The sequence below is a fragment of the Aeromonas sp. BIGb0405 genome, assembly GCF_024807335.1.
GTDB classification, from domain to species: domain Bacteria; phylum Pseudomonadota; class Gammaproteobacteria; order Enterobacterales; family Aeromonadaceae; genus Aeromonas; species Aeromonas rivuli.
In genome coordinates this window covers 278,010-299,956 of the sequence record NZ_JANUEP010000004.1, presented here as the reverse complement: position 1 = coordinate 299,956, position 21,947 = coordinate 278,010, and the positions used below count along the sequence as shown (strand labels likewise).

The following is a 21,947-nucleotide window of genomic DNA, read 5'->3' as shown; positions in this document are numbered from 1 at the left end:
ATGGACTGTTCGCTCAAAACACTCAAAATCGTGTCTCCACCTCGCCCTTGCTCAGCACCCAGGTCTGGATCTCTCTGCCCGAGCTGTTGTTGCGTACCCTGATACCCTCGCCGATAGCGCCATTTTCCAGCGCCTCCCCCCGTGTCGTGGCGGCAAAGCTGCCCTGACCCGCCCGGATCAGTACCCCTTCCCCCTGGCGCACCGCCCACTGTTTCTGCAGGTCGAGTTCACCGATCAGCTGGCCCGTGCGCAGCCTGCGAGCGCTTTTTTGCTCGAGCAAGGAGAGGCTCGCCGGGGTGAAACCGCGCTGAATGCGGCTGACTTCCAGCTCCTTGGCAACCAGATCGGCGACCTGGATGGGGTGCCCCTTGGCTATCTCCTGGGCCGTGGCCCAGACCGACATGAAGACGCTGACATCGACCCTGCCCCTGAGTTGCCATTGGGGATCGCCGCAGCTGATGAGGTAGGGGCGCCGACCCCAGGGCTGGCGATAGAGACCGCCAGCCTGCAACCCGAGGGCTTGTCGACAAGGGGGCAGGTGCGCCGCCGCTGGCGCGAGCCAGACTTGATAATCGACGCGGTTGGCCTGCCAGCGTTGCAGGGTCAGATAATCGTCGAGCTGACGTTGCGCCTGTTGGCGCAGGGTCTGCTCCAGGGCGGTGATATCCAGTGTCTCCGTCTGGGCTTGCACCCCGGGAGACAGGGCGAGCAGCAGCATCAACAAGAGGCCGCTCCACTTCCTGCCGGGAAAGCCAGCTTCCCCCTGATGCGTGCCAGGCAGGGTATGAGGCCACGCCATAGGGCGAACGGGGTGATTTTTCATGGTTGGCATGAGTCTTGATATGGCCTGCACGGGTCTGACTATTTCGCTGACGAGAGGATGAAGCATGAGTATCTCATTTGACAGTGCGCTGGGGGTACATCCCTATGCCCTGAATGTGCGAACGGATAGGGCGCGTATCCTCGCAGGTAATCTGGCAAATGTGGATACCCCGGGCTATCTGGCCAGGGACGTGGATTATAAGAGCATTCTGGGTCGGGTCGCACAGCAAGTGGCGGCCAAGGAAGAGAGCGGTGCCATTGCGGGGGGGCGTCTGCAGGATGATATGCAGCATCCCCTCTACCGCATGCCTTACCAGGTCTCCATGGATGGCAACACCGCCGAGCTCAGTGTGGAGCAGAGCAAGTTTGCCAACAATGCCACCGATTTTCAGACCAGCCTGACCTTCCTCAATATGAAACTCAGCGGGATCGCCAAGGCGATCGAGGGCCGTTAATCATGTCGTTCAATCGAATCTATGAGATCGCCGGCAGTGCCATGCGGGCACAGACGGTCCGTCTCGATACCGTCGCCTCCAACCTTGCCAACGTCGATAGCGTGGCGGGACGGGAAGAGGAGGCTTTTCGTGCCATCAAGCCGGTGTTCTCCACCCTGTATCAGCGGGTTCAGGATGCCGATGGCATGGGGGCCGCCCAGGTACAGATTGCCGGCATAGTGCAATCCGATCGCCAGATTGAGCGGCGGCTGGAGCCGACCAATCCCCTGGCCGATGAGGATGGCTTCGTGTACCACTCCAACGTCAATGCGGTGGAGGAGATGGCCGACATGATGAGTGCCTCGCGCGGCTTTGAGACCTCGGTGGAGGTCATCAATCGTATCTCCAGCATGCAGCAGGGTCTCCTGCGTCTCGGGCAGGTCTGATCATGAGCCTTCCTCAGGTCAGTAGCCTGGACACGGCCCGCAGCACCAGTCAGAGCCTGGATGACAACATCGCTGGCAACGGCACGGCGAGCGGTGGCATGCAGCTGCGCAACGAGTTTTTGCAGATGATGGTGGCCCAGCTCCAGAATCAGGATCCCACCAATCCCCTCGACGGCTCCCAATACGTCACCCAGCTGGCCCAGTTCAGCATGGTAGAGGGGGTCGAGCAGTTGAAGGTATTGCAGCAAAAGTCCATCGCCATGATGGATACCCAGCAGGTGCTGCAGAGCACGGATCTGATCGGTCGGGATGTCATGGTGCCGACTGCTTCCCTCAAGCAGGGGGCAGAGAAGGCGATACGGGGCCAGATTGAGCTGGGTGGCGCGGCCGACCAGGTCGAGCTCAAGGTATTTGATCAACATGGCACCCTGGTTGCGACCCGCAACTGGGGGGAGAGCAAGGCTGGTGGCATCGATTACGACCTGCCGGTATTACCCGCCGGCGAGTACAGCTTTGAGGTGAAAGCCTCCCTGGCCGGGAGCAAGGTGCAGAGCAAGCACTATGTCTCCAGTACGGTGGACAGGGTCACCCTGCCCGGTACCGGCGACATCATGTTAGAGGTGGCGGGCGTTGGGGAAGTCCCCCTGTTCAGCGCCATCCAGTTTGGCAAATCGGCATAAGCCCATAGGAGCGACACAGTGTCTTTTAGTATCGGACTGAGCGGCCTGCGCGCCGTTAACCAGGAATTGAGCGTCATCAGCAACAACGTGGCCAACGTCAGCACCGCCGGTTTCAAATCGAGCCGTGCCGAGTTTGCAGCCATCTATGGTGGCGGCCAGGCGGGTGGGGTCGAGATGAACAACGTCTCCCAGAACTTCGATCGCAACGGCGATCTGATGCGCACCGGCCGTGGTCTGGATCTGGCGATCTCCGGCAATGGTTTCTTCCAGCTCAAGGATGGCAACGGCCAGACCTCCTACACCCGTGCCGGCATGTTCCAGCGCGATGCCAACAACTACCTCACCACCTCGACCGGGGATCGCCTGCAAGGCTATACCGTCAACGGCGCCGGTCAGTTGCAGACGGGGGTTGTGGGCGATCTGCAGGTGGGTACCGGCAGTCTGCCCGCCAAGGCCTCCGACTCCCTGGAGTTTGTGGGCAATCTGAAGGCGGATGCCAGCAACATAGACACCACGCTCAATCCGTTCGATGCCAGCAAGGCGGAGGGCTACAACTTCTCCCAGTCCAGCAAGGTGTTTGACTCCCTGGGCAGCGAACACAATGTCACCCAGTATTTCGTCAAGGTTGGCAGCAACGACTGGCAGGTGCACTACACGGTCGATGGCGTCGCCAACGGGACCACCACCAACCTCAAGTTCAATACGGATGGTTCTTTTGATGCGGTGGGCAGCGGTGCCGACAAGGCGACCCTGGCCCTGACACCGCAGGGTGCGGAGCCCATGACCCTGGACATCGGTCTGAGCAAGTTCAGCCAGTATGCCTCCGACTTCAACGTCAGCCGCAACCAGTCCAACGGTTACACCTCCGGCGATCTGACCGGGGTCCGCATCGATGGGGATGGCGGCGTCTACGCCACCTTCACCAATGGTCAGAGCCTGTTGCAGGGGCAGGTGGTCATGGCCAATTTCGCCAACCCCAATGGTCTGCTGCAGAGCAACAACACCACCTGGCAGCAATCCTTCTCCTCCGGTCAGCCAGTGGTCGGTGCCCCGGGCAGCGGCACCTTGGGTTCGCTGACCTCGGGCGCCTACGAGGGCTCCAACGTGGACTTGACCGGTGAGCTGGTGAACCTGATGACCTCCCAGCGCAACTACCAGGCGAACGCCAAGAGCATCAGCTCGGCAGACAAGATGACCCAGGTGCTCTTCAACTCCTTCTGAGGCTGATCCGTGGAAAAGCTAATCTACACCGCCATGTCCGGCGCCCAGCACTCCCTGGTCGCCCAGCAGATCCGGGCCAACAACCTGGCGAACCTCAACACGGCGGGTTTTCGAGCCGACTTCGAGCGGGTCTCCGCTTACGCCCTGAGCGGGGATGGTTACCAGAGCCGCGTCATGGCGCGGGAAGAGGTAGCCGGCACCGACTTTCGAGCCGGTGCCCTGATGCAGACGGATCGCAAGCTGGACGTGGCGGTGCGTGGTGAGGGTTTTCTGACGGTGCAAACGGCAGATGGTGCAGAGGCCTATACCCGGGCCGGCAATCTGGAAGTCGATGCCGATGGCCTGCTCAGCCTCAATGGCCGCCCCGTGCTGGGGGATGGCGGTGAACTGGTGGTGCCGGCCTATCGGGATCTCAGTTTCGGCAATGATGGCTCCCTGAGCATCACGCCTCCCGGTGGGGGCGCCCGCCTCGATGTGGGACGGCTCAAGCTGGTCAATCCGGCGGCCAGCGAGCTGGTCAAGGGACTGGATGGCTTGTTTCGCCTGCGCCAGGGCGGCGATGCCGAGCCGAGTGAAGAGGTGGTGATGGCCTCCGGCTTCCTGGAAGGGGGCAACGTCAACGCGGTCGACGAGCTGATCGGCAGCATGGCACTGACCCGCAACTTCGAATTGCAGGTCAAGTTGATGAAGACGGCAGACGATCAGGCCCGCCAGGGCGCCCGCCTCATCTCGGGCCAGGGTTAACCCTCAGGGGCAATATTTCGGATCCGGCCCCTGGCCGGGTCCTCATGAACGCAGTGGAGAGAGTCGATGCACGCAGCATTATGGGTCAGCAAGACCGGCCTGTCGGCACAAGATGCCAAGATGGCCAGCATTTCCAACAACCTGGCCAACGTCAACACGGTCGGCTTCAAGCGAGATAGGGTTGCTTTCGAAGACCTCTTCTATCAGGTCCAGCGCCAACCGGGTGCCCAGCAGGATCAACAGAATCTGGCGCCGATCGGCATCCAGATGGGGAACGGGGTTCGGGTGGTCGGGACCCAGAAGGTATTCACCTCGGGTCAGTTCCAGAATACCAACCAGGAGCTGGACATGGCGGTGGTCGGGGCGGGTTTCTTCGGGGTCGAGCGCCCGGATGGTGAAACCGCCTATAGCCGCAATGGCCAGTGGCATCGCAGCGCCGAGGGGTTGCTGGTCAATGCCGATGGCCTGCCCATGCTGCCGCAGATCCAGATCCCGGACAATGCCACCAAGGTCTCCATCGGCACAGATGGCACCGTCAGTGCCACTCTGCCGGGTCAGCAGGAGAACGTGGAGCTCGGCCGGATCACCCTGACCAACTTCGCCAATCCGGCCGGTCTGGAGGCGCTGGGCGGCAACCTGTATCGGGCCACCGGAGCCTCCGGTGAGGCGATCGAAGGGGTGCCTGGCGAGGATGCCATGGGGGCCATCAAGCAGTACACCCTGGAGAGTTCCAACGTCAATGTGGTGGAAGAGATGGTCGACATGATCACCACCCAGCGCGCCTATGAGATGAATGCCAAGGTGGTCTCGGCGGCGGATCAGATGCTGAAGTTCGTGACCCAGGCCCTGTGATGATGAGCGTGTTCAGGCAGAGCCTCTGGCTGGTGTTGCTGCTCGGTGGCTGCGCCACCTATGAGCTGCGCGCCCCCGAGCCGGGTGAAGAGCAGTGGGCCCCCTCGCGTCCCAATCTGCCCGTGGCGGCCAGTGGCGAGGATGGCAGCCTCTATCGCGACAACTATATGTTCACCCTGTTTCAGGACAGGCGCGCCTATCGGGTCGGCGACATCTTGACCGTCATGCTGGAGGAGCGAACCCAATCCAGCAAGAAGGCCAATACCAGTACCAGCAAGAGCAGCAGTCTCAATGTACCGGCCCCGTCCATCGGCGGTGAGGTGCGCACCGACTGGGGGGCGACCCTGAGCGCTGACCGGGATTTTGACGGCGGCGCGACGTCCAGCCAGCAAAACACCCTGTCCGGTGCCATCACGGTCACAGTGGCAGAGGTGATGCCCAATGGGGTGATAGGGATCCGCGGCGAGAAGTGGATCCGTCTCAACCAGGGGGACGAGTATGTGCGGCTCGGCGGCATGGTGCGGGTCGAAGACATCGATCAGCGCAATCGCATCTCTTCCCAGCGCATCGCCGACGCCCGCATCACCTATGCCGGGCGAGGTGCCCTGGCAGACAGCAACCAGATGGGGTGGTTGAGCCGCTTCTTCAGCTCAGCCTTTGCGCCATTTTGAGGACTCTTATGAAAAAGTGGCTTCCTGCCCTGCTCTGCCTGGTTCTGCCCCTGCTTGCGACGGCGGCACCGGCCAGCAAACGTGCTCTGCTCGACATTGCGGACGTGCAGGGACTGCGCCCCAACCAGTTGGTGGGCTATGGCCTGGTGGTCGGTCTGTCCGGCACCGGGGATCGCAGCCAGGTCAAATTCACCGGTCAGTCGATGGCCAACATGCTCAAGCAGTTCGGTGTGCAGCTGCCTGACGATATCGATCCCAAGCTCAAGAACGTGGCCGCGGTGTCGGTGCAGGCGACCCTGCCTGCCCTGGCGGGCAAGGGCCAGCTGGTGGACGTGACAGTCACCTCCATCGGCGATGCCAAGAGCCTGCGTGGCGGCTCCTTGCTGTTGACGCCACTGCGGGGTATTGACGGTGAAGTCTATGCGGTCGCCCAGGGCAATCTGGTGGTCGCCGGGGTGAAGGCCGAAGGCCAGTCCGGCTCCTCGGTCACCATCAATGTCCCGACCGCAGGTATCATCCCCAATGGCGCCATCATAGAGCGGGAGGCGGTCAACAGCTTCGCCGACAAGCCTGAAGTGACCCTCAACCTGCATCAACCCAACTTCCGCACCGCTCGCAACGTGGAGCGCGCCATCAATGCCCAGTTGGGGCCGGTGGCCAGGGCGGTGAGCGCGGGCCGCATCCAGTTGGCGGCCCCCAAGGATGAGAGCCAGCGTATCTCCTTCATGGCCTTGCTCGAGGACATCCAGATTGACCTTGGCAAGGCGCGGCCCAGGGTGGTGTTCAACAGCCGGACCGGCACCGTGGTGATGGGGCAGGGGGTCAAGGTGCGCAAGGCGGCGGTCAGCCATGGTAGTCTCACTGTCACCATAGGCGAGAGCCAGACGGTGAGTCAGCCCAACGCCTTCTCCAATGGGCAGACCACCACCACACCGAACTCCCAGATCCAGGTTGATCGGGAGCGCAACAATATGTTTGTCTGGCCGGAAGGCACCTCCCTCGAGGTGATCGTCAAGGCAGTCAACTCCCTGGGAGCCACCCCGGATGATGTCATGGCCATACTGCAAGCCCTCGATGAGGCGGGAGCCCTCGAAGGCGAGCTGGTGGTCATCTGAGGACCTATCATGACTAGAATCACATCAGAACCTGGTTTTTATCAGGATCTCAATGAGTTGCAGCAGATAAAGAGCAACCCGGATCAGCGGGCCGCCCTGGAGGCGGCCGCCGGCCAGTTCGAGGTTGGCTTTTTGCAGACGGTGCTCAAGCACATGCGAGCCGCGACCGATGCCTTGCAAGACGAGGATGACAAGCTGATCAAGGGCGAGGGGCTCTATCGCGACATGTATGACAGTCAGCTCGCCATGAGCCTGGTGCAGCGCGGTGGTTTGGGGCTCAAGGAGCAGATGGTCAGGCAACTGGATCCCGCATTAAAGAATCCCGAGCCCATGGTCGCTTCACAGGAACAGGGCCTGGTGGCTTTCCAGCAACCCCTGACCCGGATGAAGAAACCGGGGTGATGCCAAGGCATACCCGCTTCTATCCCTATCGCCAACCTGCCAACAGAAGGAACGCTGACAGATGTCACTGCTCAATATCGGCTTCAGTGGTCTCAACGCCGCCCAGATAGCGTTGAATGTCAGCGCCCAGAACATTGCCAACGCCAATACCACCGGCTATTCGCGCCAGGAGGCCATGATGGGCAGCCTGTCTGGTTTTGGTCGGCTGGATAACGGCATGGGGGTTGAAGTCGTCGGAGTGCGCCGCATCACCGACGACTATCTGGTGGCCCAGCACTGGCGTGCCGGCTCCTCCCTGGGATCTGCCTACTCCTTTCATCAATACATCAATACCACCGAGCAACTGCTTGGCAGCGAATCAATGAATATTGCCAAGGGACTCGACAGTTTCTTTGCCTCACTCAGTGCGGCCCTGGACAGTCCGGAAACCCCGGCCCAGCGCAGTCAGATTGTCAGCTCGGCCGGTGCGCTTGCCAACCGTTTCAATCAGCTAAGCGAGAGCCTGCTGACTCAGGAGAAGCAGATCGACGATCAGCTCAACGGCAGCGTCAGTCAGGTCAACAGTTACCTGGGGCAGGTGGCCGAACTCAACAAGCAGATCGGCGATCAATCCTCGAAAGGGGTGAATACCTCGGTGCTGGAAGATAGTCGGGATCAGGTGATCCGCGAGCTTTCCACCCTGATGGAGGTCAGGGTCAACCGCCAGAGCGATGGATCCGTGGCACTCAGCCTGCCTCAGGGACAACCCCTGGTGCTGGGCGCGAGCAGCAGCAGCCTCACCATCAAGGGTGACCAGCTCTCCCTGAGCTTTGGCCCCCAGACGTTCGAGGTGCCCAAGCTCAGTGGCGGCACCCTGGCCGGCATGCTCGCTTACCGTGCCGAGGTACTGCGTCCGACCCGGGATGAGCTGGGCCAGATAGCCAGCAAGCTGGCCGATGAATTCAATGCCAAGCAGATGAACGGCATAGACCTCAATGGCGGCACCGGCAAGCCGCTGTTCGTCTATGACCCGCTGGACCCTGCCGGCACGCTCAAGCTGGCGTCGGGTTTTAAAGGGGACGATCTCGCCTTCGCCCAGGTCGGAGGGGGCCCGGGCGACAACCGTAATCTGCAGGCGCTGATCACCATCAAGGATGGCCAGTATGACGCCTACGGCAGTTTGCTTGGCCAGATGGCGGTGCAGAGCGGCCAGGCCAAGGCCCAACTGGATGCCAACGCCAACCTGGAGCAACAACTCTCCCTCAAGCTGAGCAGTGTCAGCGGCGTCAATACCGATGAGGAAGGGGTCAAGGTGATGGCCTACACCAAGGCGTATCAGGCCAATGCCAAGGTGATCAGCACCTCGGATCAACTATTCACCTCTCTCCTGAATATGTTCTGAGGCTAAGTCCATGATTGTCAGCGCCGACCAGCACCCGCTCTTCACCTTTTTCCTGAACATGTTCTGAGGAACTCTCCATGCGTGTCAGTACCAACCAGATCCAGCTCAGCATGCTCGGCAACCTGCAACAGGGCTTCGGTGACTATGCGCGGCTCGATCGTCAGATCGCGAGCAACAAGCGGATCCTGCAGCCATCGGATGACGCCATCGGCAGCGTGCGCCTGCAGGGGCTGCACAAAGAGCAGACGGCCATGGCCCAGTACCAGAAGAACATTTTCAATGCCAAGAGCCAGCTATCCCAAGGGGAGCAGCAGCTCGACACCATGACCAACATGCTGATGCGGTTGCGAGACCTGACCCAGATGGCGGCCACCGGCAGCATGTCCCCCGATGACAGGGCTGCGGTTGCCAGCGAGCTGGCGGTGCTCAAGGAGGGTCTGCTCGATCTGGCCAATGGCCGCAACGAGAGTGGCTCCAGCCTGTTTGCGGGCAGTCAGGTCGACAAGACCGCCATCGTCAAGGATGCGGGTGGCAACTACCTCTATCAGGGGGATGCCCTGGTGCGGGAGGTGGTGGTGGCCAAGGGGGTGACGGTCGGCCTCAATCACACCGCCGATAGCCTCTTCATTCAGGGCGGGGACTTCTTCAAACAGCTGGACGATCTGGTGACGCTGCTGGAGAGCTCGACCGGTGATACCAATGCAGAGGCGGGTGCCATGCTGGATCGCAGTCAGCTGTTGCAAGATGAGATCAGCCAGATGGTGAGCGGCATAGGCGCCCGCATCAATCTGCTCGACCAGATCGACGAGAGCCATGCCGAGAAGACCATCTATAGCAAGGAAGTGAGCAATCAGATAGAGTCCCTCGATTATGCCGAGGCGGTGACCAAGCAAGCCCATGTGCTGATGGCTCTTCAGGTCCAGCAGCAGGCGTTTGCCAAGGTCAATGGCCTGAGCCTGTTCAACTACATTCCCTGACCCGGATAAGGACCCAAGATGCAGATCCAGCAGACCAGACCGGGCGGTGTGGCCGAAGCCTCCGCCCAGCTCAAGTTGCGCGGTCAGGCATCTGTTCAGGGGAAGAACAAGAGTCGCCAGCCGGTCGCCATGGATCGTCACCCCAATGTGGCGAGGCTGGAACGTTGGGCGCTGATTGGCACGGCCCAGCAACGTATCGCCCATGCTCAGGGTGGCGAGCAGGCCCTCGGTCAGGTGTGGGGCGAGCTCAAGCGCCTGGAGCGGCAGCTCTCGCAGACCACGAGTGCCGGGGGGGAGATAGTCCAGCGTCTGCGCGCCCTCGAAGAGAAACTGACCAGTCAGGATGCCCCCTTGACGGATGCCCTCAAGCCGAGGTTGCTGAATGGTGCGGGCAGCCGGGTTCATTATGGGGTCGATCATCTGGAGCTGCTGACGGCCAAACCGACGGCCGAGCGACTGGTACTGGCCTTTCCCGTCAGCAACAGCGCGGTGGAAGTGTTGATTCCGGCGGGAGCCCAGGGACAAGAGGTGATCAAGCGGCTGGATCAGGCCCTGAACAAGGAGCAGATCCAGGCCAGGATGAGTGAGCAGGGCAAGCTGGAGCTGAGTCTGCCTGAGGCGCAGAGACGCAAACTGGATGAACCTGTCCTCATCAGTGGTGAAGGGATCCGGATCCCGGCCGGTAACCCGGTGCCGGTCAAGTTCAAGCAGCACCCTGGTCAATTGAGCCTGCTGGGTGAGGGGCTGGGGCGCGGTGAGATCAAGCAGGAGCAGCGCAGATTGCACAAGCTGCTCGGCGAGATAGAGCAGTCGGTTCGCGAACTCAAACAGTTCCGCCAGAAGATGGTCCAGCAGCTGGACAAGGTGAAATCCCGCAGCCAGAGTCTCAAGCTCGATGAGCTGGAACAGCTGCAAAGCAAGTTGAGCAGCCAGCTCAAGGATGGCGGTTTTGCCGGTACCATGGCGGGCCTGTTGGCCCAGGCCAATGTCTCCCGCCAGAATGTGGTGGCGCTGCTGGCCTGATCGCGTCGTGCATTTGGTGACACAGACAACACCCCGTGACCCGGGGTGTTGTCGTTTCTGGCATCCCCGCTCCCGGATTATCCCGTCTTGAGCAAGGCGTAGAGGGTCAGGTCGCTGGCGAGCCCGGAATCTTCCAACCCCTTCTCCAGGGTGCTCAGGAAGGTCGCGTTGTGCTGGCGAACCGTGTGATAGCTGTAGAAGAGGTCCGTGACATCCCCCTCGGTCAGGGGCGCATCCCCCATGGCCAGCAGGCACAGGTAGCTGCGCAGCAGGAAGTAGTCCGCGATCAGCAGGCGATAGGCCAGCTGCGGACTCTGTCCCTGGGCCGGGAACTGGTTGTGATAGACGTAATAGAGCAGATGGTTCTGCTGAATATGGGGTCGTTCGGCCAGGAAGGGGGCAACCCGTTCATGCCAGCACTGATGCAGGCTGGCGAGTTTGTGTTCATCATACTCGCCCTCCAGCACCCGATTGATGGTCTCCAGACAGCGGCTCATGGTCACGCGCCCACGGCGCTGCTGGTGCTGGTTGTTGAGCATCAGCAGATGGGTGAGGGTGCGCAGCGCCCACCACTGGATCTTGCCAATGAAGGGGAGCTGGGCGAAGGCCGTGGCGAGTTGGCCCTGCTCTATCATAGGCACCATCTGCTCGAGGAAGGCCTGGTTGGATACCTTGCTCTCATCTCTGTGTACCAGCATGCCAATCAACCAGAGCCGCTCTTCCACCGTCATGGCATCGGCCAGCAGCACGTCGATGCTCAACATGTGCAAGGAGGCCTGGGCAGGAGCGATGGCCTTGGGCTTGCCCTTGCCGATGAAGGGGGTTGCCTCCATCGCCATGGCCTGGGGGTCGAGCAACACCCGGCGGCTGACTTCGGGGCAGGAGAGCATCAGACTGCGCCTGTGCTGATCACCCAACTGGGTTTGCTGCCTGGGGTAGCTCTTGCAGGTGTGGCTGAGGGCTTCGGGGCCCGCCTGCTTGTGGACATTGCACAATCCTGTTCCGTCGAGGAAGGGGCAGGCTCCCGTCTTATCCATGCGGATAGTGCCCCAATGAGCATCGGATTTTTTCACCTTCTGGATATGCTGTTTGGCGGTGCTCTGGATGAGTTGATCAGGGTGGCTGACGTAGTGGCGATAGGTCTGCTTGTCGATGGAAATGGTCCAACCATGACAGCAGTTGTCTTCGCATCGATCGCCGATGCACTGGAATTGCTGATAGTACCTGGGGGTAAGCAGGGTATGGGCCATTCTGATCTCCTTGCGTGGCTTGAACCTCATGATCGCACGGGCGGCTGCCCGCATCGATCGCTGTGGCCGACGTACTGCAAGAAGGGTGCCCGAAGTGGCAAGCGATGCACCCAGGCTTGGGCGGGTGAAAATTTTAAAAAAGTGCGGCCGTCATTTCATTTTCACCGCCGGGCGGTCGCTCTTGAAGGGAGTCAACCAATCAGCTGCCCGGCAGCATCTCACTCAAGGAAACGACCATGGGTCTGTCCATTCACACCAACTTCGCCTCGCTGACCACTCAGAGCCAGCTCAATACCACCAACAAGATGCTGGGCACCGCCATGCAGCGTCTGGGCACCGGTCTGCGCATCAACTCCGCCGCCGATGATGCCGCCGGTCTGCAGATGGCTACCCGCCTGCAAGCCCAATCCAATGGCCAGAAAGTGGGCATGCGCAACGCCCAGGATGCCGTCTCCATGATGCAGACCGCCGAAGGCGCCATGGACGAGATGACCAATATCGTCCAGCGCATGAAGGACCTGGCCACCCAGGGTGCCAACGGCACTACCAGCGCCGAAGACTACACCGCCCTGAACGCCGAGTTCGGCGAACTGACCAAGGAGTTGGGTAATATTGTTGGTAACACCAGCTTTGGTGGCCAGAAATTGTTGAAGGGTGGGTCGTTTGAGGTTGCCACTGGTGTGACTTTCCAGATTGGTGGCTCTAGCACTGAAACACTGAAGGTTGATGTAGCAACCGCCATGAAGGATCTGACCGGCACTACAGCAACTAAGGGTATTGCGGACGCTGATATTGTCGCTGGTATAGGTGATCAAACCAAAGCCAGTGATGCGATTACCGCCACAACTAACCTGCTTGATCAAATCGGCTCTGTCCGTTCCTCCTTCGGTGCCAACATCAACCGTCTGGAGCACACGGTCAACAACCTCTCCAACATGAAGGAGAACACCGACATGGCGAACGGCCGCATCATGGATGCCGATTTCGCCCAGGAGACCACCAACATGACCAAGAACCAGATGCTGATGCAAGCTGGCATGTCCGTGCTCTCCAACTCCAACCAGATGACCGGCATGGTCACCTCCCTGCTGCGTTGATACCTGTGGCACTCATCCCCCGGGATGAGTGCCTTTTTCCACTTCCTCCCCTCCTGACCGTTTCCGCTTTTCCCGTATTTTTTCAGTAATCCATTCAAGTCTTGGCCGCCCCCGGTCGCTTCTCCTCCCTACAGGGTTACCCGCTGCATCGCAGCTTTTCGAGGAGTACATCATGGGTTTGTCCATTCACACCAACTTTGCCTCTCTGACCACTCAGAGCCAGCTCAATACCACCAACAAGATGCTGGGCACCGCCATGCAGCGTCTGGGCACCGGTCTGCGCATCAACTCCGCCGCCGATGATGCCGCCGGTCTGCAGATGGCTACCCGTCTGCAAGCCCAGTCCAACGGTCAGAAGGTCGGCATGCGCAACGCTCAGGATGCCGTCTCCATGATGCAGACCGCCGAAGGGGCCATGGACGAGATGACCAATATCGTCCAGCGCATGAAGGATCTGGCCACCCAGGGCGCCAACGGTACCTCGAGTGCGGAAGATCGCCTGGCCATGGGGACAGAGATGAAGGAACTCACCGCCGAACTGAAGAACATCAGCGACAACACCAAGTTTGGCGGCCAGGACCTGATCAGCGATGCTGGCAAGTTTGGCGCTGCCGCTGTGACCTTCCAGATTGGTGGCTCTGCTGGGGAGAAACTGGATGTTGATGCCAGCACCAATGTTAAAGCAGTGAACAAAGCTATCGATGATACTGAAACTGCTTTTAAGGACGCCGATGTGGCCGCTACCGTATTGAAGTCCACCGATTTCAATGCGCAGATCACCAAGATGGAAGACGCCCTGGACGCCATCGGTACCGCCCGTTCCCAGTTCGGTGCCAACATCAACCGTCTGGAGCACACGGTCAACAACCTCTCCAATATGAAAGAGAACACCGACATGGCGAACGGCCGCATCATGGATGCCGACTTCGCCCAGGAGACCACCAACATGACCAAGAACCAGATGCTGATGCAAGCTGGCATGTCCGTGCTCTCCAACTCCAACCAGATGACCGGCATGGTCACTTCCCTGCTGCGTTAATAGTGTTAACGGGCTGCCCTGTCCGGGCGGCCTGTTTTTATCGCCTGTCCATCGGAAAGCAGGTGCCTGTGTTTTCCAATCGACATGCCGGATGAACCTAGTCTCAAGGGTGTAACAAGATGCAGATAGATCCCTCCTCCATGGCCTCTCAGCTGGTTGCCGCCGAGCGTCAGAACATGGATGCCCTGCTCAATCGCCAGATGGCGAGCGTCAAGGGGCAGCAGACGGCGTTGAGCGCGCTCAACACCAAGCTCTCCACCTTCCAGACCATGCTCAAGGACTTGAACAAGGCTTCCACCTTGCAGGCCCAGAAGGCGACCATGTCCCAGGAGGGCTTCATGACGGTCACCAGCAACGGCAAGGCGAGCTCGGGTCAATACAGTTTCTTCGTCGAGCAGCTGGCTCAGGCTCATCAGCTGGGGGTGCAGCTCGGCAGCGACACGGATCTCCTGCCGGCGAGTGGCACTCTCTCTCTGGCGGTGAAGGGCAAGACCCTGAACGTGGACCTGGCCGCCCTGCCGGCGGGGGCGACCGTCAAGGATCTGGTCACCCACATCAACAATGCCACGGACAACCCCGGGGTCAAGGCGACCTTGGTGCGCACCGATGGCAAGGTCAACCTGGTACTGACCGGCAAGGAGACGGGGGAGGAGAACGTCATCAATCTGAGTTACAGCGGCGATCCGGCCAGTGCCTTTGCCACTGCGCTGGCGGCTCGCACCGACATCACCAAGGCGCAGGATGCCAAGTTGCGGATGGGGGGGGATAGCCCGCTCACTATCACCTCTGCCAGCAACAAGATAGAGAATGTGGTCGATGGTCTCACTTTGGAGCTGACCAAGGTGCAGGCGGCCGGGGATCCCCCGATGCAGGTCACCATTGGTCAAGATACCGAGGCCGTGACCGGCTCCCTCAAGCAGTTTGTCGACAGCTACAACGAGCTGGTGGGCGAGTTGGCCAAGATGACCGCCAGCGATCCCAAGGCGCCGGGAGCCCTTGCCTCGGACAGTGGGGTGCGCGGCCTCAAGAGCCTGCTGGCTGCCAAGGTACGGGATCTGCCCAATGGCCTGACCCTGAATAGCTTGGGGATCAAGACGGATAAGGCGGGCAAGCTGGCGTTCAACGAGACTGACTTCAACAAGGCGCTGGAGAAGGATCCCGAGCTGCTTGGCAAGGCATTGATGGGGGATGATGGTCTGCTCAAGCGGATGAGTAACGCCATGGATCCTTACACCAAGCGGGATGGGATGCTCAAAGGACGCAAGACGGGTCTTGAGAACAACCAGCGCCGTCTGGACGAGCGGATGGAGGCACTGGATCGGCGCATGGAATCCACGTATAAGCGCTACCTCAATCAATTCACCACCATGAACCAGATGATGCAGACCATGGGTTCTTTGTGAGTCGATGCCCGCGCTTTATTCTGACTAAGTGAGTTTTCCATGTTTGAACACCAAGATGGCTACGATGCCTATCAATTTGCCGCCACTCAGGCCAAGGCCGCCAGCGCCGATCCCCATCAGCTGGTGCTGATGTTGATGGATGGCCTGCTCGATGAGATAGCCCGGGCCGAAGGCCATATCCAGGCCAGGCAGTATGAGCGCAAGGGGCAGGCCATCAACAAGTGCCTGCAGATCCTCGGTGGCCTCGACAGCGCCCTCGACATGGAGAAGGGGGGGGAGCTTGCGGCCAACCTGCACCGTCTCTATGACTACTGCGGCCAGCGCCTGTTCGAGATCAGCGTCAGCAATGATTTGGCTGGTTTCGCCGATGTACGACGCATTCTGCAGGAGCTAAAACAGGGCTGGGAAGCCATGGCGGCTCACAAGGGGTGAAGCAGGCGGAAGCAGCACTTCCCGCCATTCCCATGTCGACATCCTAATCCATTGATAATTATTATTTATTTTATGGCCCACTCCTTGCTAGTGGCTATGTGCTACCACTCATTAAGGCCCTTGCCATGCCCGTCAAAAAGCCATCGATACCCGGCATCGAGTATGAGACTCGCCAGCGCCAGCTGCTGGCTCTGGGTCGTCAGTTGCAACAGCAGGCCCAGGCCGGTCAGTGGGATGCGGTGCGCTTGACCGATCAGCGGTTGGCACAGTTTTGCGGCGCACTGGCGAACTCGCCCTCCCTTTGGCAGGCTCTGCAGCCTGTCCGTCAGCAGGTCAAGGCCTGGCATGGCGAGGCGCTTGCCCAGTGCCGGGCCGAGCTGGAGACCCGTCAGCAAGAGTGGCAACGACTCAGTCAGGGGCGCGAAGGGATGCAAGCCTATGACGAGGTGCAGTCATGGCTGTGATCCGCCATCTGGAGCAGGCGACACTGGCCGCCGCGTCCCCAGAGCAGGGCACTATTCGTAGTCGCCAGCCGGTGGAGCCCGAACAGGGTTACCTGCCGCTCGACAGCCCCCACGCTGAGGTATCGCCTCTTCCTTTGCCAACGCTGTCTCAAGAACAAGGTAATGAGGAGGCCCCGCCGGAAGCAGGTCACCATGATGAGGAGGCGCTGGCCGCCGCCCTCGCTGTTTTCCTGCAGCAAGACCCCATGACAGGTTTCACAGCATCCACGAGCAGCGGCTTCTCCCGGCGCAGTGCCGGGGTGGAGACACTGACTTTCAGCGCGGAGTCGCGCCCGACGCAGGTAACCCAGGCACTTGTCTCTACTCGGGAGGATCGGCCGCTGTTGCCGGATGTACCATCGCTCGCATTCGAGACGCTGCAGGCGAGGCTCAAGCTGCGTCAAGGTGCCTTCGCCGATCTGGCCGGTCAAGCCAGCCAGGCTGAGCATCAGACTCCCGCGACAACCCGCGCCGGTGAAGCCGTTACCGCCCGTCCCTTACCCGTTTTGCCTCCCGCCCTGATCGCTGCGTTGGGGGGGGATCTGCCCAAAGGGGAGGGGGTCGAATCGAAAGGGATGCAGGTGCCCACCCTCACCACCCTGCAGCTGGCTCGCGGTCCCGAGTATCAATGGGCACCGGCCAAGCTGGCAGACAACCAGTCTCAATGGGGCCAGCAACTGGTCGATCTGCTCCGCGACAAGGTCGAGATGCAGGTCAACCATCAGATAAAGCAGGCTCATATTCGCCTGGACCCCCCTGAGCTGGGGCGCCTTGAGCTCACGGTTCGGATGGAGGGCGACAAGCTCAGTGTGCAGCTGAATGTGGCTAATCCGGCGGTGCGTGACGCCCTTATCCAGTCAATGGAACGGCTGCGCATGAGCCTGGCACCCCATCATGCCGGTGGGGTCGAGGTCAATGTGGGTCAGGGGGGCGAGCAGGAGCGGCGTCAGGCCTGGACTCAGGACGAGGTACTGGCCGGGCGGCGCGACTGGGCCGATGAACCCTCACCGACCGACACCCGGGGCCGAGATTGGCTCAACACCCTGGTCTGATAGCAACCGAACAACAAGGTAACGAGATACGATGCGGCGATTTTTCAAGTGGTTGATGGTGATAGTGGCGGCTTGCTGCTTACTGCTGGTGCTAGCTTATGGCGCTTATCTGAAGCGGGAGCAGATCGGGGTCTGGCTCGGTCTGACCGAGGCCAAGCCTGAACTCAGTGCGACGCCGTTGTTCAAACCCATGGAGCGTTTCGTCATCAGCCTGGAGGGCGGGGCCCAGACCCATTATCTGGTACTGGAACTGGCCCTGGTGACCCACAATCCGGCCCAACTGACCGTGCTGGAAGAGCTCAAACCCCTGATCCGCAACGCCATGGTGCAGTACTTCAGCCATCGGACCCTGGAGAACGTGCGGCAGGAGCTGCAGAACATCAGCGTCCTGCAGAGCTCGCTGCTTGGCAAGTTGACCACGACGTTACAGGGATATGGTTATCAGACCTATCTGGATGAAGTGCTGATCACCAAGGTGTTGGTGCAATAGGTCCGCGATGAGTCATTCGGAGTGGGAGCAGCCAGATGTCTTCGCCGCCAAGAGGCCCATCTTAGGCGAGCAGGCCATCTTGATGCGCTATCTGCCCCTGGTCAAACGGGCGGCCAGTCACCTGCGTAGCCAGGTATCTGCCAGTTTCGATCAGGATGACATGGAGCAGGTGGGCATGATGGGCTTGCTGGAGGCCTGGCGTCGCTATGATGGTGAGCCGGATCAGCAGTTCGAGAGTTATGCCTTCAAGCGCGTCCGTGGCGCCATGCTCGACGAGCTGCGTCGTCTCGACTGGCGACCACGCCAACTGCGCCAGCAGGTCCATGTTTACAACCAGGCCCAGCGCGAGCTGCACAATAGCGCAGGGCGCGCGCCGACCGAGCAAGAGCTGGCCGATGCGCTCGCCACCTCGGTGGAGGAGGTCCGCCAGCTTGCCTATGCCAGCCAGGCCGAGGCTTTGCAGAGTCTGGAAGAGTGGCTGGAGAATGGTGGCCGGGCGCCGACCGCCGAATCCGATGATGCCGACCTGGCCATGACCCTCAGCAAGGTGCTCGCCACCCTGGACAAGCGGGAGCAGTTGCTGCTCTCCCTCTACTACCAACATGAGCTGAACATGAAGGAGATAGCCCTGGTACTCGGTCTGACCGAGTCCCGGGTTTGTCAGCTGCATAAGCAGTGTGTGCTTCAGCTCAAGAAGCAATTGGTCGATTCCATCTAATCATGCCTCGTCACACCCCGTGGCGAGGCTCCTTGTGTTGTGCGGGAGCATTCATGCAAAAACAGCTAGGCCTGGGCATCATCTTCGTGTGTGTGCTGGGCGGTTTCATGATGGCCGGTGGGCGCCTGCTTGCCCTGTGGCAGCCCGCCGAGATGGTCATTATCTTCGGCGCGGCCATCGGCTCCATGTTCATCGGCAACTCCAAAGAGGTGCTCCACGAGATGTGGCGCCAGATCAAACTGGTGGCCAAGCCAAACAAGGCTGAGCGGGAGCTCTACCGCGAGTTGCTGACCTTGATGCATCAACTGCTGGAAGAGACCCGCAGCAAGGGCCTCAAGGCCCTCGATGAACACATCGAGAATCCGCAACAGAGCTCGGTCTTCCTGATGTACCCGCAGATCGCCGAGGATCCTCAGTTGCTGGGCTTCATCATCGACAACCTGCGCCTGCTCGGCATGGGCAAGATCAGCCCCCATGAACTGGAGACCATGCTCGAGCAGGAGATCATGGCCATCGAGGAGGAGATGCTCAAACCGGCCCATGCCCTGCACAAGACGGGGGAGGCCTGCCCGGGCTTCGGCATACTGGCGGCGGTCATGGGCATCATCATCACCATGCAGCAGCTCGATGGCCCTCTCACCGCCATTGGCGTACACGTGGCTGCGGCCCTGGTCGGCACCTTCATCGGGATATTCATGTGTTACTGCCTGCTCGAGCCCCTGAGCAGCGCCATGGAAGATCTGGTCAAACGGCGCATCTCCCTGCTGATGTGCGTCAAATCCATACTGCTGGCCCAGTTGCGTGGCAAACAGCCTCTGCTTGCGGTGGACTCGGGACGCAAGGTATTAGAGCCCGACGTCAAACCCAGCTTCATGGAGCTGGAAGAGTGGGTCACCAACAAGGCGATGTAGATGCGTAACCACGAACAGATCATTATCAAGCGGCAGAACCGACGCAACTCGGCGCCCAAGAGCGGAGGGGCCTGGAAGGTGGCCTTCGCCGACTTCACCCTCGCCATGATGGCCCTGTTCATGGTGCTCTGGATCCTGGCCGTCTCCAATCAGGAGGAGCGTGAGCAGGTCGCCAGCCATCTGCGTGATTACAGTATTCTGGACAACGCGGCCAATCCCTTCGATATCCGTAATAGCCCCTTCCCGGTCGACCTCGGCGGCCAGCCCTCACCCCTGGAAGAGCTGGTGCCCGTTTACACGCCGGACGGCCAGTTGATGCCCAGACACAGAGACCCCAGCCAGAGCATCCTCAATGAGAAGGGAGTCGATCACTACAGCAACCTGATTGTGGGGCGGGTCGAGGGCAAGCAACAGATGGCGCAATTGGCTGGCGTCATCGACTCCCTGGCCGATCAACTGCAGGCCAAGAACAACCTGGAGCTTCAGCTGGTGCCGCAGGGGCTGCGGATCCTCATCCGGGACAACGAGGACAGGGAGATGTACAGCCGGGGCAGTGCCAGGATCAGCCCCTTCTTCCGTCATCTGCTGATGGGGTTGGCCCCGGTGTTTCAGCGGGTGGAGAACCGGGTGATGATCTCGGGCCACACGGATAACACCCCCTTTGCCGGAGACAACTACAGCAACTGGGAGCTCTCCTCCGATCGCGCCATGATGGCCAGACGGGTGTTGCTGGCAGGCGGCATGCCGCCACAGCGGATTGCCCAGGTAGTGGCGATGTCCGATACCATGCTGGAGGATGCCGATAACCCGACCGGTAGCCGTAACCGGCGCATCGAATTGCTGATCATGACGACCGAGGCCGAGCAGAGCCTGGATCAGTTGTTCAGCTCACAGATACAGGCCGCGACGGCCCAGGCCAAGGAAGGTGTGCCCAGATGAAGGATGAACTAGCCCATGAGCTAACGCTGCAGCAGCAGGATCCCAGGCGCAAGGTACCGCGTTGGTATCTGCACGACGGCACCACCCCCTTAGAGGCGCAAAGCTGTGGCATCGCCGCTCGCCTGCTGATCAGCGGTCTGTTGTTTGACAAGCGGATCGGGCGGGCAGTGATCAAGGACATAGGACCTGGCGGGGTGGGCTTCCTGGCCCCGTCCCGTTTCGAGCTGCCTGACACCATCAGCCTCTCGCTTGCCCCCCACATCCGGCTCGAGTGCCAGATCATGCATAGGCGCGGCATAGGCCAGTATTTGAGTTTCTATGGAGCCAGCTGGACGGATCCGGGACAAGTGGATCTGGCTCCTGTGCTTAGCCACTGGCGACACTGCTTCATGGCAGTAGCGGAACCGGGCGTCGATCCAGACCCAGCGGATCAGGCACCTTCTCCAACCTGAGCCCGCCTTGACCCAGATCCAGTCCCTTGCTTGCCTGGAGCAGCAAGGGATCATGCAGACTCTCCAATGAAATGGTACTGGCGATAAAGGGCCCCCTGGTCGCTTGATGTCCACTGGGTTGGTGCCCGTCGGATGTGCTGTAGGCAATGGGACAACGGCTTACCCCCTGAGCCTGGGGCAGGCGCCAGGCGGGATTCCAGCGACTGGCATCATTCATGGAAACACCTTTCTCAAGTGCCCAGGCCAGCAGGGAACAGCCCTGAGGTTCTGATTCGAGTTGCAGATCGGCCCCTTGGCGCCAGGGGGGTAGCATGAAACTGTAGCGATCTGGGTTCTGCAACAGACGAGAGAGGGCCAGCAGGCGTGCGACATAGAAACGCGTCTCCTCCGGCAGCGCCAGATCCCACAGATTACGGCTGTTGGCGGCCAGTATGGCCTTGGCGACTCGACCCTCCCCCGCGTTGTAGGCTGCCAGGGCCAATGGCCAGTCCCGATCGAACAGTTGATAGAGCCAGGCGAGGTAGGTGAGTGCTGCCTCGGTGGCGAGCGGCAGGGAGTAGCGGCCATCAAAGCTGCTGTTAATGGGGACCCCGAAGCGACTCGCCGTCTGGGGCATCAATTGCCAGGGACCGGCTGCCCCCGCGTGGGAGACAACCTCCAACCGGTAACTGCTCTCGATGAGGGGTACGAAACTGAGCAAAGGGGGGAGCTGTCTGGCTTCGACCTGCTGGGCGACCCAGCGGATCATCGGTTGCACCTGACTCAGGCGTCGCTGCAGATAATCCTGCTGTTTGAGCAGGAACTGAGTCTGTTCCTGTACCAGCTCATTGCCCACCCCTGTCAGGGGGCTGGGAAAACCCGACTGCCAATGATAGTTTTGATAAGAATAACAA

26 protein-coding genes are annotated in these 21,947 nt (G+C 60.5%); 23 read left to right on the top strand and 3 right to left on the bottom strand.

The features are described from left to right. Positions 1-22 precede the first annotated feature (22 nt). Positions 23-718 carry a flagellar basal body P-ring formation chaperone FlgA gene (gene flgA, locus M2366_RS12635; RefSeq protein ID WP_259269898.1) on the bottom strand — a complete coding sequence of 232 codons (696 nt, stop codon included), beginning with the start codon at positions 716-718 and terminating at the stop codon, positions 23-25. 169 nt (positions 719-887) lie between these two features. Between flgA and lfgB the strand changes: the two genes are divergently transcribed. The 12 genes from lfgB to M2366_RS12575 all read left to right on the top strand — a co-directional run bounded on the left by lfgB (position 888) and on the right by M2366_RS12575 (position 10,768). Next, complete coding sequence (gene lfgB / locus M2366_RS12630; protein WP_042041862.1) at positions 888-1,277, top strand: lateral flagellar basal body rod protein LfgB; 390 nt, start codon at positions 888-890, stop codon at positions 1,275-1,277. A 2-nt stretch (positions 1,278-1,279) separates the two neighbouring features. Then, complete coding sequence (flgCL, locus tag M2366_RS12625) at positions 1,280-1,702, top strand: lateral flagellar basal body rod protein FlgCL (protein WP_042041861.1); 423 nt, start codon at positions 1,280-1,282, stop codon at positions 1,700-1,702. A 2-nt stretch (positions 1,703-1,704) separates the two neighbouring features. Further along, positions 1,705-2,382 carry a flagellar hook assembly protein FlgD gene (locus tag M2366_RS12620; RefSeq protein WP_224431908.1) on the top strand — a complete coding sequence of 226 codons (678 nt, stop codon included), beginning with the start codon at positions 1,705-1,707 and terminating at the stop codon, positions 2,380-2,382. An 18-nt stretch (positions 2,383-2,400) separates the two neighbouring features. Continuing rightward, the gene (gene flgEL / locus M2366_RS12615) at positions 2,401-3,603 is read left to right on the top strand and encodes a lateral flagellar hook protein FlgEL (RefSeq protein WP_259269877.1); all 1,203 of its coding nucleotides are present in this window, start codon (positions 2,401-2,403) and stop codon (positions 3,601-3,603) included. A gap of 9 nt (positions 3,604-3,612) precedes the next feature. Then, complete coding sequence (lfgF, locus tag M2366_RS12610) at positions 3,613-4,347, top strand: lateral flagellar basal-body rod protein LfgF (RefSeq protein WP_042041855.1); 735 nt, start codon at positions 3,613-3,615, stop codon at positions 4,345-4,347. Positions 4,348-4,413: 66 nt separating this feature from the next. Further along, positions 4,414-5,199 (top strand): lateral flagellar basal-body rod protein LfgG, encoded by a 786-nt coding sequence (lfgG, locus tag M2366_RS12605; protein WP_042041854.1) that lies wholly within the window; start codon positions 4,414-4,416, stop codon positions 5,197-5,199. Then, entirely contained in the window at positions 5,199-5,870 is a 672-nt protein-coding gene (gene flgH, locus M2366_RS12600) for a flagellar basal body L-ring protein FlgH (RefSeq protein ID WP_042041852.1), read from the top strand. Before lfgG ends, flgH begins: the two co-directional genes overlap by 1 nt. A gap of 8 nt (positions 5,871-5,878) precedes the next feature. Further along, on the top strand, positions 5,879-6,985 hold the full coding sequence (gene fgIL / locus M2366_RS12595; protein ID WP_042041851.1) for a lateral flagellar basal body P-ring FlgIL: 1,107 nt from the start codon (positions 5,879-5,881) through the stop codon (positions 6,983-6,985). Positions 6,986-6,994: 9 nt separating this feature from the next. Beyond that, complete coding sequence (locus M2366_RS12590) at positions 6,995-7,387, top strand: rod-binding protein (RefSeq protein WP_042041849.1); 393 nt, start codon at positions 6,995-6,997, stop codon at positions 7,385-7,387. A 61-nt stretch (positions 7,388-7,448) separates the two neighbouring features. Beyond that, positions 7,449-8,768 (top strand): lateral flagellar hook-associated protein LfgK, encoded by a 1,320-nt coding sequence (gene lfgK / locus M2366_RS12585; protein ID WP_042041847.1) that lies wholly within the window; start codon positions 7,449-7,451, stop codon positions 8,766-8,768. 77 nt (positions 8,769-8,845) lie between these two features. Beyond that, positions 8,846-9,745, top strand: coding sequence for a lateral flagellar hook-associated protein LfgL (gene lfgL, locus M2366_RS12580; RefSeq protein WP_224431910.1), 900 nt, complete (start codon positions 8,846-8,848; stop codon positions 9,743-9,745). Between the two features lie 18 nt (positions 9,746-9,763). Further along, positions 9,764-10,768, top strand: coding sequence for a hypothetical protein (locus M2366_RS12575; protein WP_259236830.1), 1,005 nt, complete (start codon positions 9,764-9,766; stop codon positions 10,766-10,768). 77 nt (positions 10,769-10,845) lie between these two features. Here M2366_RS12575 and fliB read toward each other — a convergent pair whose 3' ends face one another. Next, a complete protein-coding gene (gene fliB, locus M2366_RS12570) occupies positions 10,846-12,018 on the bottom strand; it encodes a flagellin lysine-N-methylase (RefSeq protein WP_259236831.1) in 1,173 nt (390 codons plus the stop codon). Positions 12,019-12,254: 236 nt separating this feature from the next. Between fliB and lafA (M2366_RS12565) the strand changes: the two genes are divergently transcribed. The 11 genes from lafA (M2366_RS12565) (at position 12,255) to M2366_RS12515 (ending at position 21,054) form a co-directional block, all read left to right on the top strand. Further along, on the top strand, positions 12,255-13,115 hold the full coding sequence (gene lafA / locus M2366_RS12565) for a lateral flagellin LafA (protein ID WP_259236832.1): 861 nt from the start codon (positions 12,255-12,257) through the stop codon (positions 13,113-13,115). 172 nt (positions 13,116-13,287) lie between these two features. Next, a complete protein-coding gene (gene lafA, locus M2366_RS12560) occupies positions 13,288-14,154 on the top strand; it encodes a lateral flagellin LafA (protein ID WP_259269876.1) in 867 nt (288 codons plus the stop codon). A gap of 119 nt (positions 14,155-14,273) precedes the next feature. After that, entirely contained in the window at positions 14,274-15,557 is a 1,284-nt protein-coding gene (lafB, locus tag M2366_RS12555; protein WP_259269875.1) for a lateral flagellar capping protein LafB, read from the top strand. A 39-nt stretch (positions 15,558-15,596) separates the two neighbouring features. Beyond that, positions 15,597-15,989: a lateral flagellar export chaperone LafC gene (gene lafC / locus M2366_RS12550; RefSeq protein ID WP_259236835.1), complete on the top strand. Its 393-nt coding sequence runs from the start codon at positions 15,597-15,599 to the stop codon at positions 15,987-15,989. Positions 15,990-16,114: 125 nt separating this feature from the next. After that, entirely contained in the window at positions 16,115-16,453 is a 339-nt protein-coding gene (locus tag M2366_RS12545; protein ID WP_259269874.1) for a LafX, read from the top strand. Then, complete coding sequence (locus M2366_RS19850) at positions 16,444-17,544, top strand: flagellar hook-length control protein FliK (RefSeq protein WP_310508871.1); 1,101 nt, start codon at positions 16,444-16,446, stop codon at positions 17,542-17,544. Before M2366_RS12545 ends, M2366_RS19850 begins: the two co-directional genes overlap by 10 nt. Positions 17,545-17,575: 31 nt before the next feature. Then, positions 17,576-18,034 (top strand): lateral flagellar basal body-associated protein LafF, encoded by a 459-nt coding sequence (lafF, locus tag M2366_RS12535; protein ID WP_042041832.1) that lies wholly within the window; start codon positions 17,576-17,578, stop codon positions 18,032-18,034. Positions 18,035-18,041: 7 nt separating this feature from the next. Then, positions 18,042-18,752 (top strand): lateral flagellar system RNA polymerase sigma factor LafS, encoded by a 711-nt coding sequence (lafS, locus tag M2366_RS12530; RefSeq protein ID WP_042041830.1) that lies wholly within the window; start codon positions 18,042-18,044, stop codon positions 18,750-18,752. Between the two features lie 53 nt (positions 18,753-18,805). Then, entirely contained in the window at positions 18,806-19,663 is an 858-nt protein-coding gene (lafT, locus tag M2366_RS12525; RefSeq protein WP_042041828.1) for a lateral flagellar motor stator protein LafT, read from the top strand. Then, positions 19,664-20,602: a lateral flagellar motor protein LafU gene (gene lafU / locus M2366_RS12520; RefSeq protein WP_042041825.1), complete on the top strand. Its 939-nt coding sequence runs from the start codon at positions 19,664-19,666 to the stop codon at positions 20,600-20,602. It abuts the gene before it with no gap. Beyond that, on the top strand, positions 20,599-21,054 hold the full coding sequence (locus M2366_RS12515) for a hypothetical protein (RefSeq protein WP_224431918.1): 456 nt from the start codon (positions 20,599-20,601) through the stop codon (positions 21,052-21,054). The genes lafU and M2366_RS12515 overlap by 4 nt, the downstream gene beginning before the upstream one ends. Here M2366_RS12515 and M2366_RS12510 read toward each other — a convergent pair. Then, the gene (locus M2366_RS12510) at positions 20,990-21,889 is read right to left on the bottom strand and encodes a lytic transglycosylase domain-containing protein (RefSeq protein WP_259269873.1); all 900 of its coding nucleotides are present in this window, start codon (positions 21,887-21,889) and stop codon (positions 20,990-20,992) included. The genes M2366_RS12515 and M2366_RS12510 overlap by 65 nt on opposite strands. Positions 21,890-21,947: the final 58 nt, after the last annotated feature.